Raw genomic sequence first — 17,500 nt, 5'->3', positions numbered from 1 at the left:
GTCCATTACCTGTATATACTAAATGAACGCTTATTTGCATCGAGGTTTAAGCAGAGCGCCAGCATTATTGTGTTGGTAAGAAAAGCCGATCCTCCATAACTCATAAATGGCAGTGGAATCCCGATAATTGGCAGCAACGCCGTGGCGCTTCCTATGTTGATAATAAATTGAGCAAAAAACAGGAATGTCACACTCACGATGACTAACTGTGCAAATGGGTGTTTATGGTTGATGGCCATCGAAAGCATCTTTAATAACAGTAGGCTGAATAGAATCAGGACCAGCGATGATCCGATAAATCCAAACTCCTCACCTACAACACAGAAGATAAAATCGGTCCATTGTTCGGGTAAAAATCGAAGCTGGGTTTGTGTTCCCTCCATGAATCCTTTGCCCTGGAGGCCGCCGGAACCGATCGCCGTTTTAGCCTGTAAGACGTTCCATCCGGCGCCGAGGGGGTCTAATGTAGGATTGGCGAATGACTCGATTCTTGCGCGCTGGTGGGGCTGTAGAACTTGTTCTAATGCAACTTCGGTACCCACGACTATCAAAAGGCCCATCACAAGTGAAGTTGCTGTTAACCATGTTCTGCGTTGTAGAAGGAAAATCCCAATTGTTACGATAGCTACCATGATAGCTCCCCACATCCAATCTAAAACCGTAAAATAACCGATAAGGGCAGGGGCAATCATTAAAAGTGAAATACCGTATGGCAGGCCTGACCAAAAAAGTACAACGGGCAGAATAGCCAGATAGACAATGGCAATGCCAGCCTCATTCTGCATGAGAAGAAGTATTACGGGTAGAATGAAGAACCCAACGGTAGTGAGAGCCGTTTTTAAATTTTCCGCGGAGATATCCCTTCGGCTGGTCAGGTAATTAGCGGCTGCAAGGATCGTAGCAATTTTTGTGATTTCACCAACCTGCAAGTTTAGAGGGCCAATTCGAAGCCAGCTCCGTGACCCGCTTACTTCAACACCAAAAAAGAGAGTGATGACCATTAATAGAATACACAATGCATAAAAAAGGTATGCACCACCCTGGAATGTTCTCGGTGAAATAAATTGTAGTCCAATCAAAACCACTATCGACAACCCAATCCAGATTGCCTGCTTGAAAAAGTTATTTTGAATGTATTCAGGCAAAAACTGGGAGACAGGCCCTTGCGTTGCACTATAGATGGCAGCCAATCCAATTGAAAATATGGCGACCCAAATAGCAATAACCGACCAGCTAAATTCTTTTGAATTGATCATCAGTTGACCTCCGCGGTTTGTGTTTCTTTTGATCTGAAATCAAGTACATAGTCTAACACCCGCTGGCGATTAAGTTCTCGCGTTAAATATTTTTCGATAACGAGTGATGCAATCGGTGCCGCAGAGATGGAGCCATAACCTGCATTTTCAACCAACACAGCCACGGCAATTTGCGGATTATCCATCGGGGCGAAGGCAATAAACCAGCCATGATCTTCTCCATAGGGATTTTGGGCCGTACCTGTTTTACCAGCAACTTCAATACTATCAAGGTTAGCGTAGTAGCGTCCGCCACCGGTACTAACAACACCTCTCATTCCCCGTTTCACGTTTTCAAGCTGATTCGGATTCAGCCACTCAATCTTTTCAAATACCGGGTTGGTGTACTGAAACTCTCCACTTCGATCTTTGATGGCACTGACTACATGTGGTTGAACGCGATAACCACCATTCGCTATAGTTGAAGTGGCTACAGCCATTTGAAGGGGAGAGGCAGAGACCATACCCTGCCCGATTCCGAGACTCATCAGGTCACCAACCCCCCAGTACCTGTCTCCAAATTGTTCATTCATATATGTACTGTCTGGCACGATTCCAGATACTTCATATGGAAGATCGATGTTGTTTTTAGGTCCGATACCAAAATCCTTAATTAGCTCAGACCATGAATCAAGCATTCCACGACTGGCTATTCGGTCCATGATCCAAAAGAAATAGGTGTTGCTTGAATAGGTGATCGCATCTTCGAGATTGTAATTCCCCGGGTCAGCTAAATCGCCGTATCGCCGACCGCGAGTGTAGTACCCGGGATTGTAGATTTCGGTTTGAGGTGTGATCAGGCCAAGCTCCAGGCCAACCAATCCCATAAATGGTTTAAATGTTGAACCGGGAGGTTGGCGGGATGAAATTGCTCGATTATAAAGTGGGGTGTGGGGATCTTGGTTTATCTGCTGCCAGTACTCTGAATCCATCCGACCCGCCAGCTTTGATAGATCGTACTGTGGTGAGCTAACCATACTCAATACTCCACCCGTCTGAGGGTCCATGGCAACAATTCCGCCGCGTTTATTTACCATAAGTTCTTCAGAAAGTTGCTGTACTTCGGCATCCAGAGTAGTGATGAGGTCTGCCCCTTTCTTGGGAGCCATGTCCAGCATACCATCCTCGTATGAACCAAGTTCTTGACCAAATGCATTCACACGAATATACTCAGTACCGACTTCTCCCCGCAGATAATCATCATAGATCATCTCAAGCCCGCTCTTGCCAATTTTATCACCCAGCAAAATTTTCTCAGAGGCAAGATACTCCTCACGAGTGGCCTCTCGCAGGTAGCCCATAACATGCGATGCTTTTACATTGGTTGGATAGTTACGCTTACTCTCAACTTGGTGACCTATGCCGGGAAGCTGCCAAAGATTTTCCTGGATGGCTGAGAACGTTTCAAAAGAGACTTCGGTAAACAGCCGTGATGTTCGATGCCAGGAATATTGCTGGGCTTCATTCATTCTTTCTCGTACCAAATCCTCTTCAACCTGTAATAGTTGTGAAAGATGCGGAATTTTCTCCTCGTTAAATCGCGAAGGTGTGATGGTAATAGAGTATATGGGTTGATTTTCAACTAAAATGATGCCGTTTTTGTCATAGATAAGCCCTCTTGCAGGATTGACCACCTCCATTCGAAGTGAATTTTGCATACTGAGAGGAGTATATGTTTCGTACTCAATAATCTGAAGTTGGAAAATGCGTGCCAAAAGGATAAGCAGACCGATAACAAGTACGGCACGAAGAACTTTGGCCGAAGTACGAACTCGATGTGATTGTCTGTTTATAGACATAACTATTTCAAATTATAGATCTTCTCGTACCAGATATATAAAACTTCCAAGGATTGCGGTAAATACCGAACTTACCAACAGAAAACTCCATAAAACTCCAATAGATGTATAAAGCCCCGAAAAAAGGCTAACACCATAAAAAATAAGATTATGAATAATAGCTGAAACGAGTATCAACAGAAATACCTGCCAAAAGATAAATCCAGTGTTAGAAATACGGTTCAGATAACCGTGTAGTATAAAAATCAACAATGTTTTTGAAAACATATGGAGTCCCCACAGATCGGTAAGTGCATCCTGTGAAAATCCAAGAAACCCGGCAAATAACAGAGCATTGATTTTGGGTTGTTTTGCACAAATCCATAGTAGAAAAACCAGAACCAAATCAGCTTCTGAACCAAAAATTTCAAAATGCCGCAGCAATACTGTTTGTATGACGACTATTCCGATCCCAATTAAAATCAATCGAACGTTTTCGGATAAAATCAAAACAGCTCCTCCTGTGCTTCATTGAGGTTTTGTATAGTTGTATCCGGTTCAAACTCAATGATAAATGCCTCTGCTATAGTTGAAAGATCGGCAAAAGCTTCTAGGTAAATGGTTTGAGTTTCGATACCCGCACCCGATTCAATTTCCGTCACTTCACCGACAGGAATTCCCGCCGGAAATTGGTTACTGTATCCCGAAGTGTAAACATATTGTCCGGGTTCAACCTGGACAGTTTCGGGGATAAATCGCAAAAGCAGCTCCCGGTTCGATCTTGCCGGCCAGGAAACAATTCCATAGGCACGGTTTTCTTCAATTTGAGCACTGACACGAAACATGGAATTAGAATAGGGTAACACCTGTGAATAATCTTTTGCCACAATGATCACTTGCCCAATCAAACCGTCGGAATTAATTACGGGCATACCAATTTTTACGCCATCATCCGTACCTGCGTTTACGGTTATGGAACTGTTTATGCTCACTAAATCTTTTGCAACAACACGTACCGGAATTAACGGAAGATCACTTTCCTCACGCAGGTTCAGCAAATCTCTTAATACACGGTTTTGCTCTTCTACGGATCGCAGACGGTTCAACTCATCTTGAAGAAGAATATTTTGTCTGTGCAGGTATGTGTTAGTTGAAATAGCCTGACGATAGATACGAAAATTGGAAAGCGGTTGTTCAAGGTAGCTAAGAACAGTAATGGAGACTTTGCGAAGATTTTGGAGCCCCCCCTCATGTCGATTCACCATCAAGGTAATGGCAAGCAACAGGATAATCGCAGTAATGATGTAGTCTTTAACATCCGTTAATTGTCGCATTCACATGTAGGGAGAATTTTACGTAATTACAGTTCTGTAAAAATCGAGGTCTTCAAGAATTTCTCCGGTTCCGCGTACAACGGCAGTAAGCGGATCTTCTGCTATGTGAACGGGGAGATCTGTGGTTTCCATAATCAATTTATCGAGATTTTTGAGCAGGGCGCCTCCGCCGGTCAGCATAATTCCACGATCCAAAATATCAGCGGAAAGTTCGGGAGGTGTTTGTTCCAGCGATTTCGTTATGGATTCGACGATGGTATTTACAGATTCTGAAATAGCTTCTCTTACATCTTTAGAAGTTACCTGACGGGTTCGTGGAACACCATTCACAAGATCTCGTCCTTTGGTGATCATCTCAAGCTCTTCATCCAATGGAGCGGCCGATCCGATTTCACATTTAATTCTTTCAGATGTACGCTCACCAATCAGCAAGTTGTGGTTTCTTCTGAAATAGTTAACAATATCATCGTTTAATTCATCCCCGCCCAGCCGGACAGATTGAGCATGTACGATACCGGATAAAGCAATGACTGCAATTTCTGTTGTACCACCGCCAATGTCCACAATCATATTTCCGACCGGTTCATGAACATCCAGTCCAATTCCGATTGCAGCTGCCATCGGCTCATCCACGAGGTAAACCTCTTTGGCACCTGCGTGTTCAGCACTGTCACGAACAGCTCGTCTTTCAACCTCGGTAATTCCGCTTGGTACACAGACCACCATTTGCCGGGTTGTGGAATACCATTTCATTTTCACTTTTTGAATCATATCCCGGATCAGCTGCTCTGCAACTTCAAAATCGGCAATTACGCCATCTCTAAGGGGGCGAACCGTTCGGATATTTCCATGTGTTTTTTCATGCATTAAGCGGGCTTCATGACCGGTTGCGACAGGTTCATTCCTGTTATTCAGAGCAACAATAGAAGGTTCATTGAGAACAATTCCCTGTCCTCTCGCATAAACCAGCGTGTTAGCCGTTCCGAGGTCAATGGCGATATCGGTATAAAGAAAATCGAAGAGTCCGTTTTTCTTTTGACCTTTTTTACTGCGGGGTTTTGATTTTGTGTAATGCTTGGACATTAGGCTGGTTGACTTTGCAAAATTATTGAATTCAGAGCATCACAAAAATACATGATTAGTGATGCAGTTGCGAACATTTGTTTTAGAAAATAGTCGATTTTTTTAGTGTTTAAAATGTCGTATCCCGGTGAATACCATGGCCATGTTATTTTTATTGGCAGCTTCTATCACTTCTTCATCTCTAATACTACCGCCGGGCTGAATGACAGCAGTAGCTCCAGATTGAGCAGCTGCAATAACACCATCTGCGAACGGGAAGAATGCGTCTGAGGCAATAGCACTTCCTTTCAACGAAAGATCTTCGTTCATCGCCTTACGAACGGCAATAACTGAACTCTCCACGCGGCTGGTTTGCCCAGTTCCAATTCCACAGGTAGATTGCTCTTTCGCATAAACTATGGCGTTCGATTTTACGTGCTTCACGACTTTCCAGCCAAAAAGCATATCTGAAAGCTCTTGATCGGTTGGTTGTCGTTTTGTAACTACTTTCAGGTCATCGCCAGTTACTATCTTACTGTCTATTTGTTGATAGAGTACTCCGCCAATGATTGAACGAATGGAGTAATCATTGGTTCCATTTGGGAAATCAATTATCCGAATCAAACGCCGGTTTTTCTTCTGTTTGAGAAAATCAATCACGCCATCTTCATATTCGGGTGCAAGTATAATCTCAGTAAAAATGGAATCGATTGATTTGGCTGTTTCCAAATCGAGAGGCCGGTTTGTAATCACAATTCCACCAAACGGGGAAACAGTGTCGGTTGCAAACGCCCGTTGATACGCCTCATTCAAATTCGATTTTGTTGAGATCCCGCAGGGTACCGTATGTTTAAAAATCGCCACAGTTGGATCTTCATCCTTAAAATCGGCCATTGTCCGAAGGGCGCTGTCAATATCAAGGTAGTTGTTGTAGCTGAGTTCCTTGCCGTGGAAGCAATCTATAAAATCATTCTGCCGTCCATAGACCGAGGCTTTTTGGTGTGGATTCTCCCCGTATCGTAGTCCGGCGTGTTTTGGAATAGAAAGATTGAGCTGTACCGGTAATTCCTGTTGATCAAGTTGATTGAAATACTGACTGATTGCTGCATCATAATCCGCTGTGTGTGCAAACGCCTTCCTCGCAAATTTCAATCGTGTTGAGTAACCGATTTCATTACTTGAACTAAACTCAGACTGAAATTCCCGGTACTGCCCGGGGTTTGTCAATATACACACGTGAGCAAAGTTTTTAGCCGCTGCACGAACCATTGTAGGTCCGCCAATGTCGATATTTTCTGTTGCAGCAGCAGCGCTAATATCATTATTCTTGATAACTTCTTTGAACGGATAGAGATTCACTACAACCAGTTCAAACGCAGAGATCTCTAATTCTTCAATCTCATCATTATCCGGCTGGTGGCTTGTTCTTGCTAATATTCCACCGTGAACTTTTGGATGCAGCGTTTTAACACGACCGTTGAGACATTCAGGAAATCCTGTGACTTCACTGACATCTGTTACGGGGATTTCTGCATCACGAATGGTTTTGGCGGTACCACCTGTACTTACAATTTCCACTCCGGCATTGTGTAATGTTTTTGCTAAATCGGCAATACCGGTTTTGTCGGATACGGAGAGTAGAGCACGTTTAATCTGCAAAGGTTCCTGGGGTAAAGACGAAAGGGGTTTAAGAGACACGTTAAGGGTTAATTATGGTTGATTGATTAATTTTTTTATGACTGAAGGAAGCAATTTGTGTTCCGCTTTTAAAACTCGTTTTGCCAAATTTTCAGGTGTATCGGTTGAGTGAACCGGCACTTTTTCCTGGCTTATAATCGGGCCTTTGTCGTACTCTTCATTTACATAATGAACCGTACACCCCGATTCCTTATCGCCGGATTCAAGTACCGCACGATGAACATTCAGTCCATAAAAGCCTTTCCCCCCATATTTCGGGAGTAGGGCGGGATGTATATTAATGATTTTGTTTTGGTACTTTTTGATAATCAAATCCGGAATTTTTTTTAAAAAACCTGCAAGCACTATCAGGTCCGGTTTCCATTCAGATAGCTGTTCATTGAGCTTCGAAGAAAAAGTTTCGTCATCCTTATCTGTAATGATTGAAACCGGGATATTATATTTTCTGGCACGTTTTATAGCTTTTATTTCGGATTTATTGACGATAAGTCCGGCAATTTCTGCCCGAATTTTTCCCGATTCAATCTCATCAATGATAGCCTGCATATTTGTGCCCGATCCGGACGCAAAAATTACCAGTTTTTTCACACAATCGATTATTCTTGGATAATTTAAATCTGCGATAAAGATAAAGAATATCAAGCGGATTATTTGGAACTATTTTCTGCCAAAACCCTCTCTTTATTCACTGGGTTTTAAAGCCTCACTTGCTTGTTCAAAAGTTGAGAATTCTTTGTAAACATCCTTGGCATTTACATCATAATGGAGTGGAATTGCGCTAATTCCAAGCGTTCGGCGTGTTCGGTTCACGAGCGGAGTGATAAGCTGTAAATCGGCTGGTTTCTCCATTTCCAGAAATGCCTGCTACCGATTTCGATCCTCATCAATCGAGATGTCAATAAACTCCACGTTGGGATTATTTTGGAAGGTCGCCTTCAGTTGATCCAGCTCCGGTTTCTTTTCAATACAGGACCCGCACCAAGTTGCCCAAAAAGAGACGAAATAGGTTTTCCCACTAAAATCTTCCAAGTTGTAGTTATTTGAATTTCTGTCAACAAGTGGATGGCTGGGAAGTTTGTCCGGATGGTCATCAGAAAAATCCCAAAGGACAGTTGCATTCACCATTTCTCCATTCTTGTCGTATCCAAAATTGTGTTTTTCAACTATCAGCGGTTGGCTCAAGAGGAAGTATATAAAAATCCCCACTATTGTGATAGCAAACCCTACTCTATAATATCGCTGTATATCATCACATGTCAGAAGAATAGTAAATGTTCCGACTGTAAAAAGTATGAGAATAAATGGCAGGTAGAAAAAATTGAACAGGTCAAAAATTACAAAAGGTATAAAAAGCAGTGGCAACAGTTTTTTTGAAGTGCCTTGATTTATTCTGCCACTCATGTAAAGCGCAACAAAGCAGATAAGAATCGGAACCCATTTCAGAAGATTGATGACATGAATACGCATTGGATTCCAAAACAGGAAGAAATAAAACAGGGTGCTCATAGCAGCAACAGAGCAAATGATACCTGTGAATAGTCTTATAGTTGTCTTTAGTTTGTTTCTTTCGGAGCCAAGGATGTAATTCAAGAATTAGTTAGCGTTATTTTATTTTCTAGCTAACAAAAAATGAGGATAGTTACAAATCCGGGTGGAAATCAAAGAATGAGTTGCCAGTATCCTACATCAATCCATTCGTCAAATTTGTACCCAATTTCCCGGAGTTGCCCTGCTTTTTGAAAACCAAATTTTTTGCACATAGCAATGCTGGCCGGGTTTGGTAAAGATATGGCGGAGATGACACAGTGGAATTCTCTTTCTCTCAATTTCTCAATCATTGCCCCCTTCAGTTTAGAGCCAATACCTTTTCCGAGATGCCCTGAATCAAGGTATATACTTGTTTCAACAGTGTACCGGTAAGCTGATTTTTCTTTCCACTTGTCAGCATATGTATAGCCTACAACCTGATTATTCTCTTCATAAACAATCCATGGATAAACTTTGGTAATCTTTTGGATTTTATCTTTTATCTCTTTGAGAGAGAGGGGCTTTTCCTGAAAAGTTATCCGCGAATCTTCCACATATTCATTGTAAATCTCGTGGATTCGTTTTGCATCGGATAAGGAAACATCTCTGATCATGTTGAATTTCCATTCGTTAATTTGGAAAGGTGCACGATGTTAACGTTGTGGTAAGAGTAAGAACGCATTAAATTGAAAAATTACCAATTCTGCGTTTTTAATATCGGCCATCTAAGTTGACGATGAAGAGAAAAAAAGAAACTCGAATGGTAATGATGAGTTAAGCAGCAAAGATTATGATGGGAGATTACCGGTCAATCAGCATTCGAATCTATATCAGTTAAATCAGATCCTTGAATGATCGGTTTGAAAGGTCGTTTATTTTCCCGAAACACCTGGTAGTTATTGAAAGACCAGATAATCTGATTCACTGTAATCTTTATGATCGTTGCTATGGGTATAGCAACGAGCATTCCAAGAATTCCGGCTGTTTGAGCTCCTATCAGAATGATAAAAAGAATGGCCACGGGATGCATATCTGCCGATTTTGAAAAAATAAGCGGTTGAAGAACTACATTATCTAATATTTGGGCAAACATTACCGCAAGAATACAGGGGATCACCAGTGAGAAATCACCGGTTTCTATGATGGAAATAAGGATGGAGATCAGGTATCCTATTACCGGGCCAAAATATGGAATCGTATTTGCCACACCAATAATAATTCCAACAGTTCCGGCATTGTTTAAACCTGCAACCGATAATGCCAGCCATGATGCAACTCCCACCAGTGTGCATTGTAAAAGCACACTTCTGAAGTAATATCCAAGCCGACTTTCAATCTTATCGATTAAACTTAACGTGGTTTCGAAATATTTGTTCGGAACCATTTTCATAAGATCTCGGCGAATTTTATAACCATCTTTAAGGAAGAAAAAGGTGGCAAACGGAATTACAAGAAAAGCGGCGAAAAGGTTGGTGAAAATTGAAATTACATTGCCAAGAACATTTGAGAGCCGTCCGAAGTTAAATATATCCTCAATAAAACCGGTAACATTCTCTTCAAGATACCCGGTTGGTATAAAGTTGAAATAATTTCTGAGGTGTGTTTCAACCTGTTGGGCAATAATGACTAAATTTTCGCTTTGAAGCTGACGAGTTAATATGGCCATTCGGTTTGCAACCATGGGGATAATACTGGTGGAGATCCAAATCACAATCAAAAGAACGGTCGTCAGCGTTAAAGCAATAGCCACTGTTCTGGACATACCTGCCGCCTGCATGCGGTTCACAAAGGGCTCCAGAAGATAGCTAAATATCAATGCAATGATTGCATATACTGCGAGGCTGCTATAATTGTATAAAATCAATCCGACGAGCAAAACACCCGCTGCGAACAGGAATGACTTGACAACTTTTTCCAGTGTGAGATTTCTAAGCATGGAGTTTTTCCGTGATACGAGGTAATGATTTTTTAATTACAGAACCGGAAAATCCGCGTCCTGCCAGATATCGGTAGATCTTTTGTTTTCGCTTGTAATCGTCCTCTTCCCTCAAAAAATGACGCTTGCGTTTCATTACCAAATCTACGCAAATCTGTTGTTGCTGTAAATGATCAGTTTTTTCGGAGAGTACCTCTTCGATGATTGACCTGTTGATCCCTTTTTTATAGAGATGAGATCGGATTTTTTTTGGACCCCATTGATTGAGTTCTGTCTTCTCCTCAATAAATTTAGCGGCGAAGGATTTATCATTCAGATACCCTTTTTTTCCTAAACTTTGGAGTACCTGTTCAATATCACTCTCTTTATATCCCTTTTTGGCTACTTTTTGTTTGAGTTCAAATGAGGAGTGATCTCTTCTCGAAAGATAACGAAAACAGGCCTCACGAATGGCAACAAGGTCCTCAGCATCTTTCAGTTGTCGAAAAAGAGAAAGCGTCATTAAGACGCCCTCCTCGATAGAAAAGTCATTCCGCGTTTTTCGGCTAATACCGATCAGGAATTCTTTGTTATGAAAAAGTGAAAATCGGTCACTATTGTTTTTTTGAACAGTAATTTTCGTAACGGATAGCGGCAGTTTGCTCTCGATATCTGGATTCGAATTGCCGGACATCCGTTGAGTTTTACTCATCCTGTTCTGCTTTTTCTTTCTCTTTCTCTTTTTTCTTCTCTTTCGATTTATCTTCTACTTTCTCCTCAGGTGGCATCAATTTATCCCGAACGGTTTTTTCAATCTTATCACAAAGTTCTTTTTCCTCTTCCAGGAACTGCATTGCGGCATCGGTTCCCTGTCCGATCGGTTCACCACCGTATCGATACCAGCTACCTCGTTTTTCAATGATATCGTACTCTACGGCAAGATCCAGGATTTCGGACGTTCGCGAGATGCCTTGCCCATAGAGTATATTGAATTCAACCACTTTGAAGGGTGGAGCCACCTTGTTTTTGGCGATTTTAACTTTAGTTCTGTTCCCCATCACTTCGTCTCCTTTTTTGATGGAGCCAATTCGGCGAATATCGATCCGAACTGATGAATAGAATTTCAGAGCACGTCCACCGGTGGTAGTTTCGGGATTTCCGAACATCACTCCAATTTTTTCACGAACCTGGTTAATGAATACACAAGCCGTGCGGGTTTTGCTCACCACACCTGTAATTTTTCGGAGTGCCTGAGACATCAACCGTGCCTGGAGGCCCATGTGAGAATCTCCCATTTCACCTTCAAGTTCTGCGCGTGGAACCAGGGCGGCAACTGAGTCAATTACAATGACGTCCAGTGCGCCGGAGCGAATTAGCGTTTCGGTTATTTCGAGTGCCTGCTCACCACTGTCGGGCTGAGAAACGAGCAGTTCGTCGGTATTGATCCCGAGATTTCGTGCATACTTCGGATCAAAGGCGTGTTCGGCATCAATAAATGCGGCATATCCTCCGGCTTTTTGGGCCTGTGCAATTACCTGGAGTGCCAAGGTTGTTTTACCGCTGGCCTCCGGCCCATAGATTTCCGTAACTCGTCCCCTTGGTATTCCCTTTACGCCCAAGGCATAATCCACCATGATGGATCCGGTAGAAATCGTAGGCACCTCGTTATCAGTCTGATCGCCCAGGCGCATAACAGTTCCTTTTCCATGCTGCTTTTCAATTTGCCCAATTGCTATATCAATCGCTTTTTGTCTGTCGTCTTTGGATGATGCCATAATGTTCAGTTTTCAAGTTTAAATTTGTTTGATCAGAAAATAAAAACGAGAGGTGTCAGCCTCCTGTCACCCCGGTTTCTATATTTCATCAAGTGCACAAAATCAGTCAGATGTTAATCAACAATAAACTAAGTTGAATATATGTGCATTATATGTATGAACCAAATATTTAGAATTCCTTACAAAAAAGTTTTTAAACTGATTAACAGAGAATCAGAATAACCGTAAAACCGAAAAATTTTTTGAATAGTAATTTGAAATTTGTCTTCATCATTCCGTATGTGATTCTATTTTTTTGTTATACCGGTTTTTCTTGCTGTTTGAATACTCTTTACAAAAATAGCGATTAATTCACTGCATTCATTGATGTCTGTTTTAACAAGTTCAGGTGATTTATGAAGTTTTGCCCTTGTGGTCATTATTAAATTACCTCTGGTCTCTTTCAATTCTTTGAGAATGACTTTCATCTTGTGAATAAAGTCTTTTCTTGACTCTGCAGCCTGTGCTTCTCCATAGTGCCCCGAAGGGATCGCTTTGCGGAATCCCCGGGGATGTCCCGGATCGAATCAGTTGTCCGGATAAATATCGACCAGCTCTTCTTTTCTGATCAACTGTTTCTGAAATTTCAATCATTCGAACTCCAAAGTCTATCAAACGGTCTTCAAGGTCATATTTTTTTTCGTACATATGATTTCCCTTTTAAGTTCTGGTTCCATCCTTTCATTTGTAAGAACCAATGAGGCTGAAAACCTTACAGAAAAAGTTTTAAACAGACTGACCGAGCAATCGTGAAACTGATTAGTGGAAAAGTTTTTAAATGTTTGAATATCGCTTTTTTAGTTAATCGGTTTGTCGGTTTTTCTGTTGTTTTTTCTGACTAAAGACATCTAAAAAGTGTATCTATCACCTCCTCACACTGCCCGGAAGTAGTATAAGGTGCCGGACCAATCCGTAAAATATCATCTCTTGCATCGGTAAAAATATTTTTTTCGAGTAACATAGCGCGTAGGTTTCGGGCTTTTTCAGATCTCAACGCCAAAAATCCACCGGTTTCGTCTAGGGGACGCGTATTTGCATGTTCAATTCCGGAGCCCTCAAAATTCTTTTCATCAAAAAGGTCACGCAGATATGAGAGCTGAGAGGAATACTGCTTTCGTAAAACTTCGGGTGTAAGCCCCTGTTTTTGGAAAAATTCTGTGACAGCTGCACCGCGAAATTGAGAAATCGGATCATAGGTAGCCGTTGCAAATTTTTGGTCACCATCGTCAAAGGAAACGGGTTGATCGTCTCTTGGATGATCCAACTGCTCAAAGGCCGAAAACCATCCTGTAATAACAGGGCGTAGATTACAATCCTCCGGATATCTTAAAAAGCAGTTTGCCTCGCCCCATTGCATGTACTTGTATCCTCCAATGAGCAGGTAAACATGATCCAGCTGTTTTTCTTTAAAGGATAGCGGAACAACGTTCGTCCCGTGATAATCATCGATCATAACCGGTACATCTGCCTTTTTTGCGACTTGTGCAACCTCCGAAAGTTTGGTGTTGATTTCAGCCGTCTCAAAATAGACACGGGAAAGCATAACAGCCGCGGTCCGCTCATCCAGGTTTTGGCGGACAGCCTCCAGAAGTTTGTTATCATCTTCATGAGGGAGGTATACAATTTCCAGGCCTTCCTCTTCCAGTCGCCGAAGCTGACGGTACATCGAATGAAACTCACCGGTGGTGGTGATGATTTTGGGCTTGTTCTTCAAATCGAGTGAAGAAAGCCAGGAAACCAGAAGCACATGCGTATTTTGTTCGCGGCAGTACTTTCCGGTGGGGTCATCATAATAATTTCGAAGATAGTCCCGCATGATTTCCGTTTTTTCAAAACCAAAATCCCACTTTTTATCCACTTGGTCGGCAACTATTCGCATATACTCCTGGATCCCCTCAAATGCCTCATCCGGCCACGCCTGGTGCGAGTGACCGGTAAAAAGCAGCCGGTTGGCTACATTAAAATGAGAATAGTGCGGCTGAAGTGATTTCGCTAAAACGTCAAATTCCTGCATGATATAACCGTAGATCGGCTCGCCGAGCCGATTATTTTATTGTGGATTTGTTAATCATCTAAAGTCTAACCCTTTCGGCAAAATGAGAAGAGTTGAGGAGAGGTGCCAGTGGAAATATTATATGATGCTAAAAAGAAAAGAAAAAATCATACCCAAAAATGTAGGTTGAAAATTGCTACTAATGATTACAGCTTTTTAGGAGTAATTGATAACAAAAAGGAAATAATTATGAATGATAATATAGATTGGTTTTTGGCATTAATAAGAATTGCAGGGGTATCTTTTCCAGTATCATCTTCTCTTGTTCAGCTACATGCAGAAATTGATTCCATGCAATTAAAAAAGCGGTTAGCAAAAGTTGAAGCTCCCATTAGTCACTTACATACAGATATATCGGAATTATCAAACCTTATTTACAAGAAACTAAAAGAATAGAATTCAACTGTCATAGAGTTTAATGAGAAGATCTATTCGAAGTTTAGTAAAGCACTGGCTGTATTAGATTCTCGAAAATTCATAAAAGCTCATCATGCAATTGGTAACAGAAAGCAAGGTAGTATAAGTTTACAAGATCCCACCTTTATTTTGTATCTATGTTCAAATCATGAGGAAAATCATGAAATGCAGCTCCTGTATAACTACATGGATGAATGTGAAATTGGTGATTCACTAAATGGTAATAATATGGATATTGATCTACCAACTCCAGTAATAAAGGCTGTTTTTAAAGTATATGAGTCTAATGGCTAAGCATCTGTTCAAAAGAATTTGGAAGCTGTTATTATAGGTGTATTGTCTAATCTTTAAGAAGCTAAACCATCTCCAAATTTCCTTCCAACAACTTTCCAATCTCCTGTTTAGACACACCCAATTTGAGTAATGTTTTAATCATTAAATCCAGTGTGATTCCGGAATCTCCGGCTTCCATTTTTGCAATTCTGGATTGGCTGGATCCAATCGCTGTAGCAAGCTGTTGCTGTGTCCATCCAAGTTTGTTTCTACGGGATTTGATAAGGCTGCTAAGTTCAAGGCGAATTTCAATGAAGGCTTCTTCTTCAGGGGTGAGCCCTAAAAACTCTGCTGCAGATCCTATCTGAAATCCTTTTTCTTCCAGTTCTTTTCGTTTTTCTTTATCCATAATGCTCTGTTTTAAAATTCTACTGTTTATAACGAGCTAATCTGTTTTTACATCTGTCAATCACTTCATTGGGTGTCTTCTGAGTTTTCTTTGCAAAGACATCCAGTATTAAGATAGCATCATCATCTATGAAATAGATAATTCGCCATGTTTTATTCTGATCATTAATTCTCAACTCATGACAATTCTTGCCAATCGATGGCATCGGTCGCGAGTCCGGCATTTCTAACAACTCACCTTGCTGAAGTTTTCTGAGTAGAAAACCAGCTTTCAATCTCGCATCCGCCGAAAAAGGCGGGGTTTTCACTTCTCCCTGAATCCAGACTAACGGTTTATCTCTTAATGACATATCGTAATATGTCATATTTGACATAATTAAACAATTAAAAAATGATTGAATCCATTTTGCGACTCCACGACTTTGCGGCTATTCAAAATCTCCTTTCTCAAACCGTTCAGCCAAACGTTTCTCATTTACGCGCTTAAAATCCACCAATTTATCTGCATTCAGCGAAGCAAGAGTCATCTCTCTTTTTCCCAATGCTCCACGCGCTCTTGCGATTTTCCATCCGGCCACGGCCATCGCGGCGCGGGCGGCAGAGGCTGCGCAATAGGTGGACAAAACGGCGTCATCATTAGAAATGGAAGCCAGCTTCTTAAACACATCAGGCGTCCACAACTCTTTATTCACATCAGGTGAAAAGGCATCCTGGAAAATGAAATCTATTTTATGATTGATGATGGATTTTTTGTCATGTTCCTCAAACAGATCATCAAAAAAGCCGAACCAAAAATGCAGAGAAAGTTGGTCAGTGAGTTGAATTCGGTTCATGCCGGGATAAATATCCTGAAGAACCGTTCTTAACATGGGCAGTGAATTCTGAAGACCGGGTTCGTCTGCAAACTCAAAATCTTCGGTGATATCCGCATCAATCGGAAAAGCTTCCACGCTGTAGTATGCGATTTTTGTATTGAGATTCATTTTTCGCAGATAATCCAGTGTCAAGAGCAGATTCAGGCCGGTTCCAAAACCTACTTCAAAAATATGTAGAGATGATCTTTTCTCCAGGGCTTTAAACAAACCATTAGTCTCAAAGAATACATGTCGGCTTTCGGCCACCGCGCCATTTGGATTGTGGTAGAGCTGATCAAATGTTGGTGAATAGAGAGAGGTGGAGCCATCGCCGGTTTTTTTGATGATGGGTTTTGAGCTTTTTTCAGGCATTTCTTGAGTTATAAAATGATGAATCGAAAGCTCCCCTCTTGAGAGGGGAAAAGCGTAGTCATGATAGCGAGGGGTGTGTTCGACGTGCAATCAGTTTTTGGTTATTATTCGAAGCTAAATCAACGTTAAACACACCTCTGATCAAATCGCTAAACGCTATTTAATCGGTCTCCTCTCAAGAGGAGAGAACTAAATTACAGAACCGGATTTGCCGCATCCTTTCCAACCACGGTCATCCAGGGACGGACTTCCCAGCTATCTACGATTCCATTTTTAACATAGGGATCATTTTTCGCAAACTCTTCCGCTGAATTTGGTGAATCGTCCTCAAACAAAAGATAGGCTTGATCAGCCGGATCTTGAAGTGCTCCACCAAGAACAAGCTTGCCGTTTTTATTCGAATCCCAGGCCATTTTCAGGTGTTCATCGCGAAATTTTCCACGTCGTTCGAGGTAATCGGGGGCTAAATCATAGATTAGTAAGTAATGCATAATGATATTGATTCTGATTGAAAAGGCTATCAGCCATCAGAAAAATGTAGATGACAGATAACTCATCAATAATAATTGTTAGTATTCTGAAATTATAACAATATACGCGTTTAACGGTTAGATTATGATTAAAAGGGTCCTTTCAGAGTGCGATAGCTCCTGAAAGAGTCCCTTGCCATGAAGTCGAACTCTGCGAGGACCTGTCGGAC

Annotated in this window: 21 protein-coding genes; 1 reads left to right on the top strand and 20 read right to left on the bottom strand. The window is 41.5% G+C overall.

Features of this window, described 5'->3' with window-relative positions; genetic code table 11:
* Positions 1-5: 5 nt before the first annotated feature.
* The 16 genes from L6773_RS11285 to L6773_RS11215 form a co-directional block, all read right to left on the bottom strand.
* Positions 6-1,256, bottom strand: coding sequence for an FtsW/RodA/SpoVE family cell cycle protein (locus L6773_RS11285; RefSeq protein WP_237854526.1), 1,251 nt, complete (start codon positions 1,254-1,256; stop codon positions 6-8).
* On the bottom strand, positions 1,256-3,094 hold the full coding sequence (mrdA, locus tag L6773_RS11280) for a penicillin-binding protein 2 (RefSeq protein WP_237854525.1): 1,839 nt from the start codon (positions 3,092-3,094) through the stop codon (positions 1,256-1,258). The genes L6773_RS11285 and mrdA overlap by 1 nt, the downstream gene beginning before the upstream one ends.
* A gap of 12 nt (positions 3,095-3,106) precedes the next feature.
* Positions 3,107-3,583 carry a rod shape-determining protein MreD gene (mreD, locus tag L6773_RS11275; RefSeq protein WP_237854524.1) on the bottom strand — a complete coding sequence of 159 codons (477 nt, stop codon included), beginning with the start codon at positions 3,581-3,583 and terminating at the stop codon, positions 3,107-3,109.
* Positions 3,580-4,407: a rod shape-determining protein MreC gene (mreC, locus tag L6773_RS11270; RefSeq protein ID WP_237854523.1), complete on the bottom strand. Its 828-nt coding sequence runs from the start codon at positions 4,405-4,407 to the stop codon at positions 3,580-3,582. The genes mreD and mreC overlap by 4 nt, the downstream gene beginning before the upstream one ends.
* A gap of 18 nt (positions 4,408-4,425) precedes the next feature.
* Positions 4,426-5,490: a rod shape-determining protein gene (locus L6773_RS11265; protein ID WP_237854522.1), complete on the bottom strand. Its 1,065-nt coding sequence runs from the start codon at positions 5,488-5,490 to the stop codon at positions 4,426-4,428.
* A 102-nt stretch (positions 5,491-5,592) separates the two neighbouring features.
* Positions 5,593-7,167: a bifunctional phosphoribosylaminoimidazolecarboxamide formyltransferase/IMP cyclohydrolase gene (purH, locus tag L6773_RS11260; protein WP_237854521.1), complete on the bottom strand. Its 1,575-nt coding sequence runs from the start codon at positions 7,165-7,167 to the stop codon at positions 5,593-5,595.
* 12 nt (positions 7,168-7,179) lie between these two features.
* Positions 7,180-7,755: a phosphoribosylglycinamide formyltransferase gene (purN, locus tag L6773_RS11255; RefSeq protein WP_237854516.1), complete on the bottom strand. Its 576-nt coding sequence runs from the start codon at positions 7,753-7,755 to the stop codon at positions 7,180-7,182.
* Positions 7,756-7,848: 93 nt separating this feature from the next.
* Entirely contained in the window at positions 7,849-8,016 is a 168-nt protein-coding gene (locus L6773_RS11250) for a hypothetical protein (protein ID WP_237854514.1), read from the bottom strand.
* Positions 8,017-8,031: 15 nt separating this feature from the next.
* Positions 8,032-8,673 carry a TlpA family protein disulfide reductase gene (locus L6773_RS11245; RefSeq protein WP_237854512.1) on the bottom strand — a complete coding sequence of 214 codons (642 nt, stop codon included), beginning with the start codon at positions 8,671-8,673 and terminating at the stop codon, positions 8,032-8,034.
* A gap of 152 nt (positions 8,674-8,825) precedes the next feature.
* Complete coding sequence (locus L6773_RS11240) at positions 8,826-9,308, bottom strand: GNAT family N-acetyltransferase (RefSeq protein WP_237854511.1); 483 nt, start codon at positions 9,306-9,308, stop codon at positions 8,826-8,828.
* Positions 9,309-9,502: 194 nt separating this feature from the next.
* Complete coding sequence (locus L6773_RS11235) at positions 9,503-10,630, bottom strand: AI-2E family transporter (protein ID WP_237854509.1); 1,128 nt, start codon at positions 10,628-10,630, stop codon at positions 9,503-9,505.
* On the bottom strand, positions 10,623-11,321 hold the full coding sequence (locus L6773_RS11230; protein ID WP_237854507.1) for a regulatory protein RecX: 699 nt from the start codon (positions 11,319-11,321) through the stop codon (positions 10,623-10,625). Before L6773_RS11230 ends, L6773_RS11235 begins: the two co-directional genes overlap by 8 nt.
* Complete coding sequence (recA, locus tag L6773_RS11225) at positions 11,314-12,384, bottom strand: recombinase RecA (protein ID WP_237854505.1); 1,071 nt, start codon at positions 12,382-12,384, stop codon at positions 11,314-11,316. The genes L6773_RS11230 and recA overlap by 8 nt, the downstream gene beginning before the upstream one ends.
* Positions 12,385-12,671: 287 nt before the next feature.
* Positions 12,672-12,851 carry a hypothetical protein gene (locus tag L6773_RS21745; protein ID WP_369431566.1) on the bottom strand — a complete coding sequence of 60 codons (180 nt, stop codon included), beginning with the start codon at positions 12,849-12,851 and terminating at the stop codon, positions 12,672-12,674.
* Positions 12,811-13,071, bottom strand: coding sequence for a hypothetical protein (locus L6773_RS11220; protein WP_237854503.1), 261 nt, complete (start codon positions 13,069-13,071; stop codon positions 12,811-12,813). The genes L6773_RS21745 and L6773_RS11220 overlap by 41 nt, the downstream gene beginning before the upstream one ends.
* A 190-nt stretch (positions 13,072-13,261) precedes the next feature.
* A complete protein-coding gene (locus L6773_RS11215) occupies positions 13,262-14,437 on the bottom strand; it encodes an aminotransferase class V-fold PLP-dependent enzyme (RefSeq protein ID WP_237854501.1) in 1,176 nt (391 codons plus the stop codon).
* A 108-nt stretch (positions 14,438-14,545) separates the two neighbouring features.
* Here L6773_RS11215 and L6773_RS11210 point away from each other — a divergent pair, with 108 nt between their 5' ends.
* Positions 14,546-14,872, top strand: coding sequence for a hypothetical protein (locus tag L6773_RS11210; RefSeq protein WP_237854499.1), 327 nt, complete (start codon positions 14,546-14,548; stop codon positions 14,870-14,872).
* Positions 14,873-15,248: 376 nt separating this feature from the next.
* Here the strand turns inward: L6773_RS11210 and L6773_RS11205 are convergent, their stop codons facing one another.
* From L6773_RS11205 to L6773_RS11190, 4 genes are all read right to left on the bottom strand, one after another.
* Entirely contained in the window at positions 15,249-15,575 is a 327-nt protein-coding gene (locus L6773_RS11205) for a helix-turn-helix domain-containing protein (RefSeq protein WP_237854498.1), read from the bottom strand.
* Between the two features lie 19 nt (positions 15,576-15,594).
* Positions 15,595-15,948, bottom strand: coding sequence for a type II toxin-antitoxin system RelE/ParE family toxin (locus L6773_RS11200; protein ID WP_237854496.1), 354 nt, complete (start codon positions 15,946-15,948; stop codon positions 15,595-15,597).
* Between the two features lie 54 nt (positions 15,949-16,002).
* Positions 16,003-16,800, bottom strand: a complete 798-nt coding sequence (gene mnmC2, locus L6773_RS11195; RefSeq protein WP_237854494.1) for a tRNA (5-methylaminomethyl-2-thiouridine)(34)-methyltransferase MnmC2 — start codon at positions 16,798-16,800, stop codon at positions 16,003-16,005.
* A gap of 194 nt (positions 16,801-16,994) precedes the next feature.
* On the bottom strand, positions 16,995-17,291 hold the full coding sequence (locus tag L6773_RS11190; protein ID WP_237854492.1) for a YciI-like protein: 297 nt from the start codon (positions 17,289-17,291) through the stop codon (positions 16,995-16,997).
* Positions 17,292-17,500: the final 209 nt, after the last annotated feature.

This window comes from Rhodohalobacter sulfatireducens, assembly GCF_022012475.1.
Lineage (GTDB): Bacteria > Bacteroidota > Rhodothermia > Balneolales > Balneolaceae > Rhodohalobacter > Rhodohalobacter sulfatireducens.
This window is presented reverse-complemented; position numbering and strand designations above follow the sequence as displayed.